The 17,789-nt window shown below is 74.8% G+C and carries 15 protein-coding genes; 7 read left to right on the top strand and 8 right to left on the bottom strand.

Features of this window, described 5'->3' with window-relative positions:
• Positions 1-7 precede the first annotated feature (7 nt).
• Both AC6CH6_RS15015 and AC6CH6_RS15010 read right to left on the bottom strand, forming a co-directional pair.
• Entirely contained in the window at positions 8-1,261 is a 1,254-nt protein-coding gene (locus AC6CH6_RS15015; RefSeq protein ID WP_498255721.1) for a DUF418 domain-containing protein, read from the bottom strand.
• A complete protein-coding gene (locus tag AC6CH6_RS15010) occupies positions 1,258-2,199 on the bottom strand; it encodes a pseudouridine synthase (RefSeq protein ID WP_498255720.1) in 942 nt (313 codons plus the stop codon). Before AC6CH6_RS15010 ends, AC6CH6_RS15015 begins: the two co-directional genes overlap by 4 nt.
• A 122-nt stretch (positions 2,200-2,321) precedes the next feature.
• Here AC6CH6_RS15010 and idi point away from each other — a divergent pair, with 122 nt between their 5' ends.
• Positions 2,322-2,873: an isopentenyl-diphosphate Delta-isomerase gene (gene idi / locus AC6CH6_RS15005; RefSeq protein WP_368795039.1), complete on the top strand. Its 552-nt coding sequence runs from the start codon at positions 2,322-2,324 to the stop codon at positions 2,871-2,873.
• 27 nt (positions 2,874-2,900) lie between these two features.
• Here idi and AC6CH6_RS15000 read toward each other — a convergent pair whose 3' ends face one another.
• On the bottom strand, positions 2,901-3,809 hold the full coding sequence (locus AC6CH6_RS15000) for a LysR substrate-binding domain-containing protein (RefSeq protein ID WP_035927786.1): 909 nt from the start codon (positions 3,807-3,809) through the stop codon (positions 2,901-2,903).
• A 128-nt stretch (positions 3,810-3,937) separates the two neighbouring features.
• Between AC6CH6_RS15000 and AC6CH6_RS14995 the strand changes: the two genes are divergently transcribed.
• Positions 3,938-7,444: a proline dehydrogenase family protein gene (locus AC6CH6_RS14995; protein WP_498255719.1), complete on the top strand. Its 3,507-nt coding sequence runs from the start codon at positions 3,938-3,940 to the stop codon at positions 7,442-7,444.
• Positions 7,445-7,552: 108 nt separating this feature from the next.
• Here the strand turns inward: AC6CH6_RS14995 and AC6CH6_RS14990 are convergent, their stop codons facing one another.
• Both AC6CH6_RS14990 and AC6CH6_RS14985 read right to left on the bottom strand, forming a co-directional pair.
• On the bottom strand, positions 7,553-8,242 hold the full coding sequence (locus AC6CH6_RS14990) for a class F sortase (protein WP_498255718.1): 690 nt from the start codon (positions 8,240-8,242) through the stop codon (positions 7,553-7,555).
• Between the two features lie 14 nt (positions 8,243-8,256).
• A complete protein-coding gene (locus AC6CH6_RS14985) occupies positions 8,257-9,024 on the bottom strand; it encodes a hypothetical protein (protein WP_498255717.1) in 768 nt (255 codons plus the stop codon).
• Between the two features lie 545 nt (positions 9,025-9,569).
• Between AC6CH6_RS14985 and AC6CH6_RS14980 the strand changes: the two genes are divergently transcribed.
• Positions 9,570-9,899, top strand: a complete 330-nt coding sequence (locus AC6CH6_RS14980) for a CU044_2847 family protein (RefSeq protein ID WP_035927776.1) — start codon at positions 9,570-9,572, stop codon at positions 9,897-9,899.
• A gap of 78 nt (positions 9,900-9,977) precedes the next feature.
• On the top strand, positions 9,978-11,990 hold the full coding sequence (locus tag AC6CH6_RS14975; protein WP_498255716.1) for a CHAT domain-containing protein: 2,013 nt from the start codon (positions 9,978-9,980) through the stop codon (positions 11,988-11,990).
• Between the two features lie 18 nt (positions 11,991-12,008).
• On the opposite strand, the gene AC6CH6_RS14970 is transcribed toward AC6CH6_RS14975, so the two are convergent.
• Together AC6CH6_RS14970 and AC6CH6_RS14965 are read right to left on the bottom strand one after the other, a co-directional pair.
• Complete coding sequence (locus AC6CH6_RS14970) at positions 12,009-13,247, bottom strand: S1C family serine protease (RefSeq protein WP_081994456.1); 1,239 nt, start codon at positions 13,245-13,247, stop codon at positions 12,009-12,011.
• Positions 13,248-13,426: 179 nt separating this feature from the next.
• Positions 13,427-13,918, bottom strand: coding sequence for a nucleoside deaminase (locus AC6CH6_RS14965; RefSeq protein WP_368795035.1), 492 nt, complete (start codon positions 13,916-13,918; stop codon positions 13,427-13,429).
• Between the two features lie 372 nt (positions 13,919-14,290).
• Between AC6CH6_RS14965 and AC6CH6_RS14960 the strand changes: the two genes are divergently transcribed.
• The 3 genes from AC6CH6_RS14960 (at position 14,291) to AC6CH6_RS14950 (ending at position 17,457) form a co-directional block, all read left to right on the top strand.
• Entirely contained in the window at positions 14,291-15,589 is a 1,299-nt protein-coding gene (locus AC6CH6_RS14960) for an MFS transporter (RefSeq protein WP_498255715.1), read from the top strand.
• 299 nt (positions 15,590-15,888) lie between these two features.
• Positions 15,889-16,251 carry a hypothetical protein gene (locus tag AC6CH6_RS14955; protein WP_498255714.1) on the top strand — a complete coding sequence of 121 codons (363 nt, stop codon included), beginning with the start codon at positions 15,889-15,891 and terminating at the stop codon, positions 16,249-16,251.
• 102 nt (positions 16,252-16,353) lie between these two features.
• Positions 16,354-17,457 (top strand): pyridoxal-phosphate-dependent aminotransferase family protein, encoded by a 1,104-nt coding sequence (locus tag AC6CH6_RS14950; protein WP_035927767.1) that lies wholly within the window; start codon positions 16,354-16,356, stop codon positions 17,455-17,457.
• 16 nt (positions 17,458-17,473) lie between these two features.
• On the opposite strand, the gene AC6CH6_RS14945 is transcribed toward AC6CH6_RS14950, so the two are convergent.
• Complete coding sequence (locus tag AC6CH6_RS14945) at positions 17,474-17,725, bottom strand: DUF6458 family protein (RefSeq protein WP_498255713.1); 252 nt, start codon at positions 17,723-17,725, stop codon at positions 17,474-17,476.
• Positions 17,726-17,789: the final 64 nt, after the last annotated feature.

The raw sequence follows: 17,789 nt of genomic DNA, 5'->3' as shown, positions 1-17,789 counted from the left end.
GCCGAGCCTAGGCGCTCGCCGGGGCCGGCGGCCCGCCGCGGTCCTCGGCGCGGTTCCCGCCGGGGCCGAGGAAGAGCCGCCGGTGCAGGGTCTCGGCCGGTCCGGGCAGGCCGCGCCGCTCCAGCAGGGCCGCGCCGAGCAGCGTGACCAGCCACACGGCGGAGCCGAGCAGCAGCGCGGCGGTGGGCGTCAGGGAGCGGCCGAGCCCCAGCGCGAACGGGGGCAGCAGCACGGTGAACAGCACGGACTGGGCCAGATAGCCGCTCATCGACCGGCGGCCGAGGGCCTGCAGCGACCACAGCGCGGGATGCTCGCGCGCCCGGAGGGCCGCGGCCCCGGGGCCCAGCACGCGGTCGCAGACCAGCGCCACGAGCAGCGCGTAGCCGATGCCCTGCGCGGCGCCGGTCACCGCGTCCAGGCCGGTGAGCACGGAACCGGCGGTCGGCGAGGGCTCGAGCCGGTCCGTGGTCAGGAGCCCGGTGCCCACGCCCGTGAGCAGCCCGAGCCCGATGCAGACCAGGGCCGTGACCAGCAGCCGGCCGCGGCGGGGCCCGGGGTCCTCGAGCACCCGGTACCGGCTCAGGGCCAGCCCGAGCAGCAGCATGGGCAGCAGGCCCAGCAGCTGGAGCGGGGCGAAGGACACCACCCCGAGCCCCTCCACGAGCCCGAGGGCCAGCCGCTCCGGGACCGAGTCCGCCACCAGGCTGGGGAACGGCGGCGTGCCGGGTGTCCGCACGGACCAGCTCGCCGCGCCGTAGAGGACCATGAGCACCGAGCCGAGGGCGGAGAGGATCACGAGGGTGCGCGTGCTCTCGGCGATCAGCACGGCGAGGAAGAGCCCGCCGAACGCGTAGGCGGTGATGATGTCCCCGGGGAAGAGCAGGCACGCGTGCAGGGCCCCGATGAGGAGCAGCCACCCGTAGCGGCGCAGCAGCAGCCGGCGCGCCAGGGGCAGCGGCGTGCCGCGGGCGGCCTCCCGCGCGGCGATCTGGCCCACGCCGTAGCCGACCAGGAACGAGAACAGGGGGAAGCCACGGCCGTCCACGAGCATCGACATGGCCATGTTGACGACGTCGTCCGCCGTCCACGCCGCGGTGCCCGCACCCGTGCCCAGCGTCCGGTCCCGGGGGCCGTCCGTGGGCCCGGCCGCCCAGATCCAGACGGTGACGTTGGCGACCGCGATGACCCAGAGCATGAGCCCCCGGGCCACGTCCGGCGCCGGGACGCGGCCCGCCGCCCGAGGAGCGTGCGGCGCCCTCACGCGGCGTCCCCGGCCGGCAGGGCGCGGCGGCTCTCGAGCACGAGCGGCTCGCCGGTCACCGGGTGGACGAGGGCGATGCGGCGGGCCAGCAGCTGCAGCGGCCGGCCGGGGTCCTCGGCGCCGGCCGGCCGCACCCGCGGGTACAGGGGGTCGTGGCGCACCGGGATGCCGAGGCCGGCCAGGTGCACCCGGATCTGGTGGGTGCGCCCGGTCTCGGGCCGGAGGGCGTAGCGGGCCCACGTCCCCTCCTCGTCCGCGAACGGCGGCCCGGCGCTCTCCACCTCGGTGCGGGCGTTGACGGGTCCCGGCACCTCCCGCGCCTGCAGGGACGTGCGGTCCTTGACGATGCGGGACTCGACGAGCCGCGGGAGGCGCAGCCCGGGCCGGTGCCCGGCCACGGCCTCGTACTCCTTCGCCACCGCACGCTCCTGGAAGAGGGTCTGGAACCGGCCCCGGGTGCCGGGGTCCCGCGAGAGGAGCAGCACCCCGGCGGTGCCGCGGTCGAGCCGGTGCAGCGGGGAGAGCCGGTCCTCGCGGCGGGCGCGCCGCAGCTTCACGAGCGCGCTCTGCGCCACGAAGCCGCCGCGCGGCGTGGTGGGCAGCCCGTGCGGCTTGTCGACCGCCAGCAGCCACTCGTCCTCGAACAGGACCGGCAGGTCCCCGGGCAGCTCCGGCTCCTCGGGCAGGGCGCGGTGGTACCAGACCGAGGCGCCGGGGCGGAGGGGGGCGTCGTGGGGGAGGGGCCGCCCGGCGTCGTCGACGATCCCGCCGGCCGCGAAGAGCTCCTCGAGCTCGGGCGCGGACGCGGGGAACCTGGTCAGCAGATAGCCGCGGACGGTCCCGGGGGCGGCGGCCTCCGCGGCCGGCAGCCGCACCCGGACCGGGTCCACCCCGTCCCGCAGCGGCAGGGGGGCGGTGGCGGGCCGACGTCGTCGCATGGTTCCCGATCGTGCTCCGCCCGCGCCCCGTTGTCCACTCGGCGGGCCCGCGTACCGCCGCCCCGCGGATCCTGCGAGAATGGGGGAGCACCCGCACCCGCCCGCCGACCGGAACGAGGCCCATGTCAGCCGAAGAAGTCGTCCTCCTCGACGAGGCGCACCGTCCCATCGGAACCGCGCCCAAGGCCGGGGTGCACACCACGGACACCCCCCTGCACCTGGCGGTCTCGTGCTACGTCCTCGACGACGACGGGCGGCTGCTGCTGACCCGCCGGGCGCTCGCGAAGAAGACCTGGCCCGGGGTGTGGACCAACAGCTTCTGCGGTCACCCGGGCCCCGGCGAGGGGTTCGTCGAGGCCATTGCGCGCCGCGCCGGCCAGGAGCTGGGCTTCGAGGTGACGGGGATGACGGAGGTGCTGCCCGACTTCCGCTACCGGGCGGTGGACGCCTCCGGGATCGTGGAGAACGAGTTCTGCCCCGTCTACGTGGCGCGGGCCACCGGGCAGCCCCGGCCGCTGCCCGCCGAGGTCGCGGAGGTCGCCTGGATCGCCCCGGAGGAGCTGTTCGCCGCGGCGGAGGCCGCGCCGTTCCTGCTCAGCCCGTGGCTGCTGGAGCAGATCGCGGACGACCGGCTGCGCGGGGCGCTCACGGGACGGGCCGCGCTCCGCCCGTAGCGCTCCGCCCGGCCGGCTCCCTCCGGCTCACTCCATCCGTCCGGCCAGGCCGGCGGCCACCGTCTCGAGGGCGGCGCGCAGCGCGAGGATCGCCGGGCGGTGGGCGCTCGCCCCGCGGATCGAGGTGAACACCGTCCGCCGGGGCCCGGTCGGCAGGTCGACCAGCCGGCAGGGCGAGTCCCCGCCCGCCCACATCAGGTCCGGCATGAGCGCCACGGCGTTGCCGGACTCCACGAGCCGGGTCTGCGCCTGCAGGTCCGCCGTCGAGAACCGGACGTCCGGCTCGAAGCCCGCTCGCCGGCACAGCTGCTCGCCCCAGTGCCGCGAGGCGGCTCCCCGCGGTTCCATGACCCACGGGAGCTCGCGGGCGTCCCGCAGGGAGGCGACGGACGCGTGCTCGGGGCCCGGGGGGACGGCCAGGCGGATGGCGTCCGTGATCAGCCGCCGCCGGTCCAGGTCCGGGTGGTGGGCGGCGGCGTGGCTAGGGTACTGCTCCGCCACGACCACGTCGAACTCCCGGGCCCAGGTCTCGTAGAGGGCCCGCTCCGGCTCGGCCTGCACCATCTCGACCCGCACGTCCGGGTGCTCGCGGCGCATGGCGCCCAGCACCTCCGGCAGCAGCGCCAGGGCCGCGGACTGGAACACGGCGACCCGCACGGTGCCGGTGACCGTGCTCAGCGAGGCCGCCAGGTCCGACTCGGTGCGCTCCAGGACGTCCAGCAGCTCGGTGGTGCGCGCCACCAGGATCTCCGCCTGCGGCGTGAGCTGGACCCGCCGGCCGGCCTTCGAGAGCAGGGCCACCCCCGCCTCCTTCTCCAGCGCCGAGAGCTGCTGGGAGACCGCCGAGGGGCTGAAGTTCAGGGCGGCGGCGACCTCCGCGAGGGTGCCCCGCAGCGCGAGTTCCCGCAGCAGCCGCAGCTTGCGCACGTCCAGCATTCCGCCGCCTCCCAAAGATTAGTATTGCTGACGAATCATCTGTGGAATTCTTCACTTTATCCGAATCGTCCCGGGGCGCACACTGGACGTACCGCAGTGCTTTCGACCCAACCCAGGGAGTACCACCCATGACGACGATCCCCGTCCCCCCGGCAGCGCAGGCCCCCGGCCTCCCCGCGGTGGGACGCACCCTTCCCCACGCCGCCATCCCGGCGTCGCTCCCCGAGCAGGCCGTGGCCACGGTGCGCCGCTGGCTCACCGAGGCGGAGCAGTTCCCCAGGGACGCCTCGGGGGAGCAGCTGGCGGGGGTGCTGAAGGATCCCGCCGGCCTGGACTTCACGGTCGGCTTCGTCGACGGCGTCATCCGCCCCGAGGACCTCCGGGTGGCGGCCCGCAACCTGGCCCGGCTGGCGCCGAAGGTCCCCGGCTTCCTGCCCTGGTACCTGCGCTCCGCGGTGCGCGCGGGCGGGGCCCTCGCCCCCGTGGCCCCGCAGGTCGTCATCCCCGCGGCCCGCAAGGCGCTGCGCGAGATGGTGGGGCACCTCATCGTGGACGCCAGCGAGGCCAAGCTGGGGAGGTCGATCGCGAAGATCCGCAAGGACGACGTCCGGCTCAACGTCAACCTCCTGGGCGAGGCCGTGCTCGGGGACCGCGAGGCCGCCCGCCGGCTGCAGGGCACCCACGACCTGCTGGCCCGTCCCGACGTCGACTACGTCTCCATCAAGGTCTCCTCCACCGTCGCCCCCCACTCGCCCTGGGCCTTCGACGAGGCCGTGACCGAGGTCGTCGAGAAGCTCACCCCGCTGTACGAGCGGGCCGCCTCCTTCGCCGCGCCCAAGTTCATCAACCTGGACATGGAGGAGTACAAGGACCTGGACATGACCCTCGAGGTCTTCACCCGGATCCTCGACCAGCCCCGGTTCAAGGACCTGGAGGCCGGCATCGTCCTGCAGACCTACCTGCCCGACGCCCTGGCCGCGCTGATCCGCCTGCAGGAGTGGGCCGCCGCCCGCCGCGCCGCCGGCGGCGCCCCCGTGAAGGTGCGCGTGGTCAAGGGCGCGAACCTGCCGATGGAGCAGGTCGAGGCGTCCCTGCACGACTGGCCCCTGGCGACCTGGGGCACCAAGCAGGACTCGGACACCCACTACAAGCGGGTCCTCAACTACGCGCTGCAGCCCGAGCACACGGACGCCGTGCGCATCGGGGTCGCCGGGCACAACCTCTTCGACATCGCCTTCGCCTGGCTGCTGGCCACCGAGCGCGGCGTGGCCGGGGCCGTGGACTTCGAGATGTTGCTCGGCATGGCCACCGGCCAGGCCGAGGCCGTCAAGCGCGACGTCGGGTCCCTGCTGCTCTACACCCCCGTGGTGCACCCGGCCGAGTTCGACGTGGCCATCGCCTACCTGATCCGCCGGCTCGAGGAGGGCGCGTCCCGCGAGAACTTCATGTCCGCGGTCTTCGAGCTCGCCGACGACGAGGAGCTCTTCGAGCGCGAGAAGCAGCGCTTCCTCGCCTCCCTGGCCGGCCTCGACGACACCGTGCCGGCTCCCCACCGGGTCCAGGACCGCAGCCTGCCCGAGCCGCCCGCCCCGGCCGACGCGTTCACCAACACGCCGGACACCGACCCGGCCGTGGCCGCCAACCGGGACTGGGGGCGGGCGATCCTCGCCCGGGTCCCCGGCTCCCGGGCCGGCGTGGCGACCGTCACGGCCGCGGCGCTGCGCACGGAGGAGCAGCTCGACCGTGTCATCGAGGCGGCCCTCGAGGCCGGGCGCGGCTGGGCCGCGCTGAGCGGCGCCCAGCGCGCCGAGGTGCTCCACCGCGCGGGCGACGCCCTGTCCGCCCGCCGGGCCGAGCTGCTCGAGGTCGCCGCCGCCGAGGCCGGCAAGACCCTCGACCAGGCCGACCCGGAGATCAGCGAGGCGATCGACTTCGCCCACTACTACGCCGAGCGCGCCCGTGAGCTGGACGAGGTCGACGGCGCGTCCTTCGTGCCCTCCCGGCTCATCGTGGTGACCCCGCCGTGGAACTTCCCGGTGGCCATCCCGGCGGGGTCCGCGCTGGCGGCCCTCGCCGCCGGCTCCCCGGTGGTGTTCAAGCCGGCCGGCCCGACCAAGCGCTGCGGCGCCGTGGTCGCCGAGGCCCTCTGGGAGGCCCTCGACGCCTCCGGGATCCCCCGCGACGTGCTCGCCCTCGTGGACCTCGAGGAGCGCGCCCTCGGCCGCCAGCTGATCTCCCACCCGGCGGTGGACCGGCTGATCCTCACCGGCGCCTACGAGACGGCGGAGCTGTTCCGCTCCTTCCGCTCCGATCTGCCGCTGCTGGCCGAGACCTCGGGGAAGAACGCGCTGATCGTCACGCCCAGCGCCGACTTCGACCTCGCCGCCAAGGACGTCGCCTACTCGGCGTTCGGCCACGCCGGGCAGAAGTGCTCGGCGGCCTCCCTGGTGATCCTGGTCGGCTCCGTGGCGCAGTCCCACCGCTTCCGCAACCAGCTCGTGGACGCCGTGACCTCCCTGACCGTCGACCACCCGACCAACCCTGCCGCGCAGATGGGCCCGCTCACCGAGCCCGCCGAGGGCAAGCTGCTCCAGGCCCTGACCACCCTCGAGGAGGGACAGTCCTGGCTGATCGAGCCGCAGCAGCTCGACGGGACCGGCCGGCTGTGGTCCCCGGGCGTGCGCACCGGCGTGCAGCGGGGCTCCGAGTTCCACCACGTGGAGTACTTCGGCCCGGTGCTCGGCGTGATGACCGCCGAGACCCTGGAGGAGGCCGTGGCCCTCCAGAACGAGGTGGAGTACGGCCTCACCGCCGGCCTGCACTCCCTGGACCCGGAGGACATCGGCTACTGGCTCGAGCACGTCCAGGCCGGCAACCTGTACGTCAACCGCCACATCACCGGGGCCATCGTCCAGCGCCAGCCCTTCGGCGGGTGGAAGAAGTCGGCCGTCGGCCCCGGCACCAAGGCCGGCGGGCCCAGCTACCTCATGGGCCTGGGCGAGTGGGAGCCGGCGCCGCTGCGCGGGGCCGGGCTCCCCGTGGCCGACGCGGCCGCCGTCGAGCTGCTGCAGGCCGCGCACTCGGGCACGGCAGACCTCGGGCCGGCCGAGGCGCAGGGCCTCGAGCAGGCGCTGCGCAGCGACGAGGCCGCCTGGGCCGAGGAGTTCGGCGTCGCCGAGGACGTCACCGGGCTCTACGCCGAGCGCAACGTCTTCCGCTACCTGCCCCTGCCCGTCACGGTGCGCCTGTCCGAGGGCGAGCCGCTCGCCGACCTGCTGCGCGTCGTCGCCGCCGGGCTGCGGGCGGGCTCCGCGCTGACCGTCTCCACGGCGCACGAGCTGCCCGCCCCGGTGCGCGCCGTGCTCACCGACCGCGGCGTGCCCGTGCGGGTGGAGGACGACGCCGCATGGCTGGCCGGCGCCCCGGCCCTCGGCGGCGGGCGCGTCCGCCTCATCGGCGGGGACCGCGCGGCCCTCATCGCCGCGACGGGCTCGCGCCCGGACCTGGCCGTCTACGCCCACCCCGTCACCGGGGCCGGCCGGGTCGAGCTGCTGCCGTTCCTGCACGAGCAGGCGATCAGCATCACCGCCCACCGGTTCGGCACGCCGAACCACCTCACGGACGAGCTGGTCTAGCGGCTCCCCCCGGTGCAGCCCCGGGCCGTGGACCGTCGGCCCGTCCCGGGGCCCGGTCCGCGGCCCGGGGCCGTGTCCTGCCACGGTCGCGGTGCGGCCCCCGGCGGCTCAGCCGTGGACCAGGGACGCGTGGACTACCAGGTTCTCGTCGAAGGAGCCGGTCGCGGGGTCGTAGCCGTCGCAGGTGATCAGGCGCAGCTCCGGGCCGGCGGTGTTGCCGTAGACGCGCAGCGTGGGGAACGCCGCCTTCTCGTACCGCTCGACGGCGTCCACGGCGAACACCGCCGCGGAGCCGTCCCGGCGGGTCACGGTGATCAGGTCCCCCGGGGTCAGGCGGTGCAGGTCGGCGAACACGCCGGGGCCGCCGCCGGTGGCGTTGACGTGGCCCAGCAGCACGGACGGGCCGGCCTCGCCCGGGGTCGGTGAGTGCCGGTACCAGCCGGCCGGTGCGCCGGGGCCCTCCGGAGGGACCTCCAGGCTCCGATCGGGGCGCAGCCCGAGCTGCACAAGCTCGTCGTCCAGGCCGATGCGCTCCACCGACAGGCGCTCCGGCGGCGACTCGGGAAGGGCCTCCTGCGCGGGAGCCGGCGCCTGCGCCTCGTCCGCGGGGGCGCTCGCCCGAACGGGCGGCGGCGACAGGGTGCCCGCGGCGAGGGGCACGACGTGCTCCGTGACCGATCCGCGCTCCGTCGTCGTCCCCGGTGCGGGGCTGTCACCGGTGCACCACAGGGCCAGGACCACGGAGAGCCCCGCCACCCCCGTGCGGAGGTGGCGGGGCTCGCGGCGGTGCCGGGCCATCCGGTGCCCGCCGGTCAGCGTCCGCCGGCCACCCGGCGGCGCACGCCCACGGCGGCGCCCAGCGCGAGCATGCCGAGGACGGCCGCACCGATGATCCCGTTCGTGTCCGAGCCGGTCCCGGCGGTCTCCACGCCCGTGTCCGCTGGACCCTCCGGCAACGGCATCTGGGCGGGCGCCAGGACGCCGCAGGCCACCGGGATGTCGGAGGCGAGGGGCAGGTCCGGGGCCATCGGATTGACCTTGGCCTGCGCCGCGGCCGAGAGGGCCGCCGGGTCCGCGCCGTGGACGTTGACCACGGCGGTGCCGTTCTGCAGGGCCGCGACCATCGCGGCGTCCACCGGGACGGTCCGCTGGTAGGTGTAGGCGTCACCGGCGGGGAACCGGTCGATCGCCCCGGCCGAGGCCGGGGTCGTGTCGCCGGAGGTGGTGAGGGAGGCCCCGATCCCACCCGTCCAGGGCTGGCCCTCCATGGAGCTGACCGCGCCGTCCCCGTCGGCGTCGGCCGTCGGGGGAGCGCAGAGCCCCTGCCCCCCGATGTGGAGGTGCTGGGCGTGCGGATACGGTGCGCCCCGGAGGAGGGCGGGGGCACCGGTCACCTCGACGGTCAGCACGGCCTCCCCGCCCGTGACGTCGACGACCACGCTGCCGGTGGTGGAGCTGCTGTTGACCGGGACGAGCTCGGCCCGGACGGACCAGCTCTCGGCCGCGGCGGCAGGGGCTGCGGGGAGGGCCACGGCGGCGAGGGCCAGGGCGGGGGCTGCGAGCAGCGCGGACTTCTTCACGGGATCGGCCTCTCGGTGAGAGCGACGGAATGAGATGTGACGCAGTACACAGTTTACTGGGAGTTTCCTGGGCTACGAGGCCCGAGGCGCAAGTGCTTCGGTGAATCCGGACCGGGTCCGAGGTGTGTCGGCGGTCGAGGGGCGCCGCCCCCGGAGGGATCGGGTCGAGAGCGGCGCCCGGAGAGCTCGGCCGACTGTGCTCCGGTGTCCCCCCACGTGCATCGCACATCGGACCCGTGAGCCGGCCGCGGCTCGTCGATGCAAGGGTACTGACATGTAAATAAATGTTCATCATTTCGTAAGCCGCCTCACAGTCCGGGCGGTCTCCCGCTCCGACGTGCGGGAACGCGGCGGGCCGCGGCGTGCCGCGGCAGCACCCGGACCGCCACGGGCGCGGCCGGGGTGCTGTGGTGCTCGTGCGGGGCGCCGGGAGCTGTCTCAATGTGTCTCCGACCGCCGATCCTGGTGTTCTCCCTTGCCAGCCCGTGAACGGGGGGAGCACAGTGGGCTTACGGTGCGGTGCGGGACGAGGGAGAGGTGCCACCATGGGCAACATCGTCGAGTTTCCCACCGCGGACGGGCGCAGCGTCCTGGTGGAGACCGCGGACGGGTCCGGAGGACCGGTCACCCGGGGCGGTCACCGCGAGAGCGTGGTGCTGGAGGCCCAGCGGACCTTCGAGGAGGCGGTGGCGCACATCCAGCCCGCGGTCCAGGCCCTGATCGACCAGCTCGTGTCCCTGGCCCACCGCCCCTCGGGGGTGTGCGTGGAGTTCGGGGTCGACCTGCACGCGGAGGCCGGTGCCTTCATCGCGAAGACGGGCGGCGCCGCGAACTTCACGGTCAAGCTCACCTGGGAGGACACGCGCACGGAATGAGCGGGCACGATCCACCGGCGGTCCGTCCTGCCCCGAGCCGGGGGACCGCCCGATCAGGAGCCATGGGGTGAGGAACCGGTGAGCGTGCTGGAGCTGTCGGTCGTCCGGTCCACGGAGGAGGGCCGCTACGACGTCGAGATCGTCCACTCCCCGGTGGGCGAGGCCTCGGCCACCGTGGCGATCGACTGCGCGGGGCTGATGCAGGGGCGCGACCGCTGGCAGGACGCGCTCCTGGCCTCCGCCGCCAGCACCCGCCGGCTGGTCGCCGGCCCCGAGACGACGGTCCGGACGGTGGGCCAGGAGCTCTTCGACATGCTGCTGGGCCACCCCGCGATCGGGGCCCGCTACCGGTCCAGCGTGGACGTCGCCGCCGAACGGGGTGAGCCGCTGCGCCTGGTGCTGCGTCTGGCCGCACCGGAGCTGACGCCCCTGCCCTGGGAGGCCATGTACGACGCCCAGGCCGGCACCTACGTCGCCCGGATCGACCCCCTGGTGCGCCATGTGCCCGTCGCGGCCGCCCCGCCGCCGCTGCGGGTGCAGCAGCCCGTGCGGATCCTCGGGATCACCGCCTCTCCCCGGGGGCTCCCGGCCCTCGATGTCGAAGCCGAGGAGCAGTACCTGGCCCAGGCGCTCGCGGAGCCCCTCGAGCGGGGACAGATCGAGCTGACGTGGGTGCGCGACGCCACGTGGGACGGCGTGCACGACATGCTCCTGGGCCAGGAGTGGCACGTCGTCCACTTCATCGGGCACGGGGACTTCGACGTGGAGCTGGACGAGGGCGTGCTGGCGCTCGTGGGAGGCGACGGGCGGGCGCACCGGGTGGAGGCCAGCCGGTTCGCCGACCTGCTGCACGAGGCGACCCCGATGCCCCGGCTCGTGGTGCTCAACTCGTGCCAGTCGGCCGTCTCCGGGTCGGTGGACCTGTTCTCGGGCACCGCCTCTGCGCTGGTGCGCGGGGGCGTCAGCGCGGTGGTGGCCATGCAGTTCGAGATCACCGACCCCGCGGCCGCAGCCTTCGCCCGGGGCTTCTACTCCGCCGTCGCCGCCGGGCGGCCTGTGGACCAGGCCGTGCGCAGCGGGCGCGTGTCCATCCTGGGCATGAACGGCCACACGCTGGAGTGGATCACCCCGGTCCTCTACCTGAGGGGTCTGGAGACCCGTCTGTTCAGCATCCGCAGACCCCGGGAGCGGAGGCGGGCCGCCGAGGTCCCCCGGTCCTCGCGCGCCGGCGGGGCCCTCGCCGCGGCGCCGGCCGAGCCGGTCCCGTCCCCGGCCGGATCCGGGAGTTCGCCCCCGACGGCGGAACCGCCGGTGGCCGGGACTGCCGCTCCGGTGGTTGAGGATCCCGGTCCGGTGGCCGAGCGTCCGGAACCGGTGGCCGAGCACCCGGATCCGGTGGTGCAGGATCCCGGCCCGGCGGCCGAGCGTCCCGATCCGGTGGTGGAGCGTCCCCCGCCGGCGGCGGGACCACCTGCGCCGACGGCCCGCCCGGCTGCGCAGCGCCGTCGGCGGCACGCGCGGGTGCGGTGGCCGGCCCTGCTCCTGCTCCTCCTGACCGGGGCGCTCGTGTGGTGGGCGCTGGCCCGGATCGGCACCGTCGAGGTGGAAGCCGCAGCCTACCTCCACCGGCCGGTGGACGAGGTGGTCCGGGAGCTCGACGAGCTCGGCCTCGGGGTGCGCGTGCGGGGGGAGCCGCACGGGACCGCGGAGGGCACGGTGCTCGGCCTGGGGCCCACCGGCAGGGTGGAGCGGGACACCGAGATCACGGTGGTCCACTCGACCGGTCCGCGGGGCCTTGCCGGAGGGCTGCAGGAGCCGGGGAGCGAGGCCGGGACCGACAGCGCGTCGGGGGACCCCGCGGACGCCGGCCCCGGTGCGGCCCCCGACCCCGAGGTGGTGTACCTGCCCGTGGACATGGTGGGGCGACCGGCCCAGCCCGTCATCGACCGGATCAGGGCGAGCGGGGTGCAGGTCACGGTCAAGTACGAGGACGGCACGGACCGGGCGCCGGGCGAGGTGGTCCGCACGGACCCGGTCGAGGGGACCCCGGTGCAGCAGAACTCGACCGTCACCGTCTGGATCGCACGGTAGGGCGCCCGCCGCTCCGGCTCAGTGCGGACCGGGCAGCGCGAACTCCTTGTAGAACTGCGTGTCGAAGCGCTCGGAGTCCGAGAGGAGATAGCGTCCTTCGACCGCCGCGACCGTGCCGGGCAGCACCGACTCCACGATGGCGCACATCTCCGCGACCGTCGCCGTGGACGTGTTCTGGATCTTGGTGATGAGCATGCCCGGCCTGATCCCCGCCTTGCTGGCCCCGGAGCCGGGGGTGACGGCCTTGACGTAGAGGCCCCCCTCGATGCCGCTGCGCGCCATCCTCGCATCGAGCGCAGGGCCGCCGGCGGGGTCGAGGGCCGTGAAGTAGCCCGGGTAGTACTCCTCCACGGCCCACCCCATGTCGTTCTGCGACTGGCCCTTGAGCAGCTTGTCGACGATCTCCGTCCGGGCCGAGTCGATCGCGATGGAGTAGAACTGGCCCTCCTCCACGACGTTCCGGCCGCTGAACTGCGTCGAGGTGTTGATCCCCACCACCCGGCCGTGGTGGTCGAGCAGAGGCCCTCCCGAGCTGCCGGGATTGACGGTGGCGCCGTGCTGGATCGTGTCCTTGTACTCCGGGGCGCCCTGCGGCTGTGCCGGGACCTTGGTCGCGTTCACGAGTCCCGAGGCGATGAGGAGCTTCTGGCCGGAGGGCTGGTCGGGCGGGGCGGTGGAATAGCCGAGCGCGGTGACCGTGTCCCCCGGGGTCACCGCGTCCGAGCTGCCGATGACGAGCGGGTGCGTCTGCTCGGGCAGGGGGGAGGAGAAGTGCACGACCGCGAGATCCGTGCACGGGTCCAGGGCGATGACGTGCAGGGACGCCTTCTGACCGGTGTTGAACCGTCCCGAGATCGCCGCGAGGCCCTGGACGACGTGCGCGTTGGTGACGGCCATCCCGGCGTCCTTGTCCACGACGAACCCGGTGCCCATCCCCAGGTAGTCGTCGGGCCGGCGTCCCTGGATCGCGAACACCGAGGTGTCGCCGAGGGCGTGCATCTGCTGCGTGGTGAGGTCGGGCGGGTGGTCCTCGCCCGGGGGGAGCTGACCGGACACGGTCAGTCCGTTCTCCTCGTGGTGCGGGATGTCCGTGGCGCCGGCCGATGCTCCCGGAGCGGCCGGCCCGCCCGCTCCGGCCTGCTCGACCTGGTCCTCGGGCGTCGTGTCCCCCGGCCCGCATCCGCTCACCAGCAGGACGCTGACGGCCAGTGCGGCCGCGCTCCTGCGCCGGACCCGTGTGCTCCTGGACGATCTCATGGTGCTCCCCCCTCGGACACCGCTGACTATCCTGACCTCATTGTCGCCCGGGGGGACGCCCGACGGCCGGGCTTGACGAAGTAAGGCAGCTCACGATCCGGACACGGACCCGCTCCGACGTGCGGTGACGTCCTCCGGTAGGCCGTCTCCGCGGCCCGGGAGCGCGCCCGCCGAGGCGCTCAGTAGGCCGTGCGCGCGACGTTCCTGGCCCAGGCCTCGAACGGCGCGGTGCGCTCGGCGAGGGCCACCGGGCGCACCGGCAGCGACCGTTCGTGCTCGGGCTTGGCGAAGTACTCGTAGAACTCGGCGTCGTCGAAGCCGCCGGCGGCAGCGTCGTGCCGGTCCGCGGCGAACCAGACGGCGTCCAGCCGGGCCCACAGCGAGGCGGACAGGCACATGGGGCACGGCTCGCAGCTGGTGTAGAGGGTTGCGCCCGAGAGGTCGAAGGTGCCCAGCTCGCGGCAGGCGGCGCGGATCGCCATGACCTCCGCGTGTGCGGTGGGGTCGTTGTCGGCCGTGACGCGGTTGACGCCGCTGAAGCGGCGGCCGTCGGCGGTGACGACGACCGCGCCGAAGGGGCCGCCGTCGACGGCGGCGTTGCCCACCGCCAGGTCGATGGCCTCCAGCAGCAGCTGCCGGGCGTCGGCGGGCGGGGTGCGGTCAGTGTCCATGCGGAACTCCCGGGGTGGGGGCAGATGCCGCCGGGAGCCTCCCGGGTCGGGACGGGGGACGTGCGCCGACGGCGGCCGCTGCGTGGTCGATGGTGCGGTTCTGCCTGGTAGATGGCCCGGGGATCCGGGCCCGCCGTGGGCCTGTCCAGAGGTTACCGAGGAGTGTGCCCGACCACAACAGGCGCCCCGGCGTGCCGGCGGGGGAGGGGCGCCGCACTCCGCGTGCCGTGCCGCCCGCGCCTCGTCACGCCGCCCGTCCCTCGGTCGATCCTCCGACGAACAGTGGAACACTGCTGACAGCACTGCTCCCGGTTCCTCGGAGCATCAGCGGGCACGCCGTCCGGCGGGCCCACGACACCGGAAGGAGCGGCCATGGGTCGGCAGACGAGACCCCCCGGCACGCCCGAGCCCGTCCGCCTGGGGCTGCGCGCCAACGCCGCCCAGTTCACCCTGCTGGTGGCGGTCAACGCCCTGGTCGGCGGCATGGTCGGGCAGCAGCAGACCGTCCTGCCGCTGCTGGCCGCCGACGAGTTCGGGCTGACCGGCTACACCTTCATCTTCACCTACGTCGCCGCGTTCGGGATCACCAAGGCGATCGCCAACTGGTTCGCCGGCACCTTCTCCGACCGGTACGGGCGCAAGCCGGTGCTCCTGGTGGGCTGGCTGTTCGCCGTGCCGGTGCCGCTGATGCTGATCTTCGCCCCGGACTGGGGGTGGGTCGTGGCCGCCAACGTGCTGCTCGGCGTCAACCAGGGCCTGACCTGGTCCACGACCGTGGTGATGAAGATCGACCTCGTGGGCCCGGCCCAGCGCGGGCTGGCCATGGGGCTCAACGAGGCCGCCGGCTACGGTGCGGTGGCCGTGACCTCCCTGCTGGCCGGGTACCTGGCCGAGCAGTACGGACTGCGCCCGGCCCCGTTCCTGCTGGGCCTGGCCTACACCGCTCTCGCGCTGCTGCTGTCGGGGGCGTTCGTGCGGGAGACCCGCGGTCACGCGCTGCTCGACGCCGGCCGGCACACCCCCCGCGCCGACGGGTTGCACGACCACCTGCACGCGGAGCTCACCGACCGCCAGATCTTCGCCCAGACCAGCCTGAGGGAGCCCGCGCTGTCCTCGGCCAGCCAGGCGGGGCTGGTCAACAACCTCAACTTCGGGCTCTCCTGGGGGCTGTTCCCCCTGCTGTTCGCCACCGCCGAGCTCACCGTGTCCCAGATCGGTCTGCTCTTCGCCCTCTACCCCGGGGTGTGGGGCGTGGGGCAGCTGGTCACCGGCGCCCTGTCGGACCGGGTCGGGCGCAAGCACCTGATCACCGCCGGGATGAGCACCCAGGCCGCGGCCCTGGCCGTCATCGCCCTGGGCGACGGGTTCGGCGGCTGGGCCGCCGGGACGGTCCTGCTCGGGGCGGGCACCGCGATGGTCTATCCGACGCTGCTGGCGGTGGTGGGCGACGTCGCCCACCCCGTCTGGCGCGGCCGGGCCGTGGGCGTCTACCGGGTCTGGCGCGACCTGGGCTACGCGGTCGGGGCCGTCCTCGGGGGGATCGTGGCCGACCTGCTGGGTCTGCACGCCGCGGTCTGGGCCGCCGCCGGCATCAGCGCCGTCTCGGCCCTGGTCGTGGCGGTGCGGATGTACGAGACCCACCAGCCGGTCCCGGCCGGCCCGCGGGACTGAGTCCGCGGGACTGTGCCCGCGGGACTCAGCCCACGGGACTCAGCCCACGGGACCGAGCCCGCGGGACCGAGCCCACGGGACCGAGCCCGCGGGGCGGGAAGCTCCCGGGTGCCGCCGTGCGGCCCGGGAGGTCCCGGTCGGGGGAGCGCCCCGGGCCTCGAGGGCCCCGCGACCGGTCGCTAGAGTGGGGAGCGCCCACCCGCCGCACCGGGTCCGCACCCCACCGGGCCCGGGCCGGACCGTCGCCGGCGCCGTGCCGGCGACCGGAGTCCCCGAGCTCTCAGGAGGACGCCCCTCCCATGGCCGACCTGTTCGACTTCAACCACGGCGGCGCCACGCACCCCGGCGCGCGCGCTGCCGTCCACCCCGGAGCGGGCTCCGGCGAGCACGCGGTGCTATACACCGTGGTCGCCGAGACGGAACGGCACATCGTCCTCGACGACGGCTTCACCTACGACAAGCGCACCGGCGTGGTCCGGGGCCCCGCGGGACGGCCCACGCTCCAGGACCGCATGACGGCCACCGAGGGCAGCGCCATGTTCGCCTCCTGGTCCCGGACCGCCCAGCGGCCCCGCCGGCCGGACGGCGGCCCGGGCGGCCATCCGCGGAGCGCTCCGGCGCGACGCCTCGGCTCGCTGCTCCGCCGGCTCGGACGCCGGTGAGGCCTCCGGCGACCTGCGGGGCCGCACGCTGACGCCCTCCGGCGTGGGCAGGCCATAGGCTGGTCGGCGGACCCGTCCACCCGTTCCCCTGAGGAGTGCACCGTGCCCCTGATCCAGCGACACCTGTTCGGCCCCGGCCCGTCCAACCCCTACCCGGAGGCCACGGCGGCGCTGGGCCACCCGCTGCTCGGCCACCTGGATCCCGCCTTCCTCGACGTCATGGACAGCGCCTGCGACGGCTTGCGCACGGTCTGGGGCACGGACAACCGGCGCACCCTGCCGCTGAGCGCCACCGGCTCCGCCGGCATGGAAGCGGCGTTCGTCAACACGGTGGAGGAGGGCGACGTCGTCGTCGTCGCCGTCAACGGGCTGTTCGGCGAGCGCATGTGCGACGTCGCGGCCCGGTGCGGCGCCGAGGTGGTGCGCGTGGACTTCCCCTACGGGGAGCCGATCGACCCGCAGCGCGTCGCGGAGGCGCACCCGTCCCCGAAGATCATCGCGGCGGTGCACGCGGAGACCTCCACGGGCGTGCGCTCCGACATCGCCGCGCTGGGGGAGCTCAAGGGCGACGCCCTCCTACTCGTGGACGCGGTCACGTCCATCGGCGGCATCGAGCTGCGCGCGGACGACTGGGGGGTGGACCTCGGCTACGCGGGCACCCAGAAGTGCCTGGGGGTCGCCCCGGGCCTGGCGCCGTTCACGATCTCGGACGCCGCGTTCGAGCGCCGGGTGCAGCACCCCCGCTCCTGGTACCTCGACCTGGGCATGCTCGGCGGCTACGTGGGCGAGGCCCAGGGCCGGGCACGGACCTACCACCACACCGCGCCCACGGCGATGATCGCGTCCCTGGACGCCGCGCTGCGCCGGATCGCCGAGGAGGGCCTGGAGAACGTCTGGGCCCGTCACCAGGCCGCGGGCGACGCGCTCCAGGCCGGGCTGCAGGACATGGGGCTGGAGCTGTTCGCCGCCGAGGGGCACCGCCTCCCGGAACTGACCACGGTGAAGGTGCCCGAGGGTGTCGACTCCGCCTGGGTGCGGGCCTACCTGCTGGAGCACTTCTCCGTGGAGATCGGGGCGGGCGTGAAGGAGTACGCGAACACCGTGTGGCGGATCGGCCTGATGGGCCCCAACGCCGACGCCGGGTCGGTGGCCCTCGTCCTGGGCGCCCTCCAGGAGGCACTGCGGAAGGTCCCCGCCCTGGTGTGAGCCGCTCCGCGTCCGCTCAGACGAGGTCGGTCTCGGAGCGCTCGATGCGCTCCCCGGTGCCGGGGTCCGCCACCGTGCGGCGGGTGGAGCGGCGCCGGGACGGCACGGCGGCGGCGATCAGGACCAGCGCGAGGTAGGCCACGCCCACCCAGAAGATGATCTGGCCGGCGAGCGCGAGGTTCAGCGGGCCCACGACCGACGGCAGCGCCAGCCAGAGGATCAGGCCGACGGCGATGGTGATCAGGGGTCCGGCGGGGTTGAGGCGCATGGTGAGGTCCTCTCGGGAGGGCGGGCGGAGCACGACTTCGTTAAGTAAAGCAAATCCATGTCGC

This window comes from Kocuria sp. GQ42 (assembly GCF_059758435.1).
This window is presented reverse-complemented; position numbering and strand designations above follow the sequence as displayed.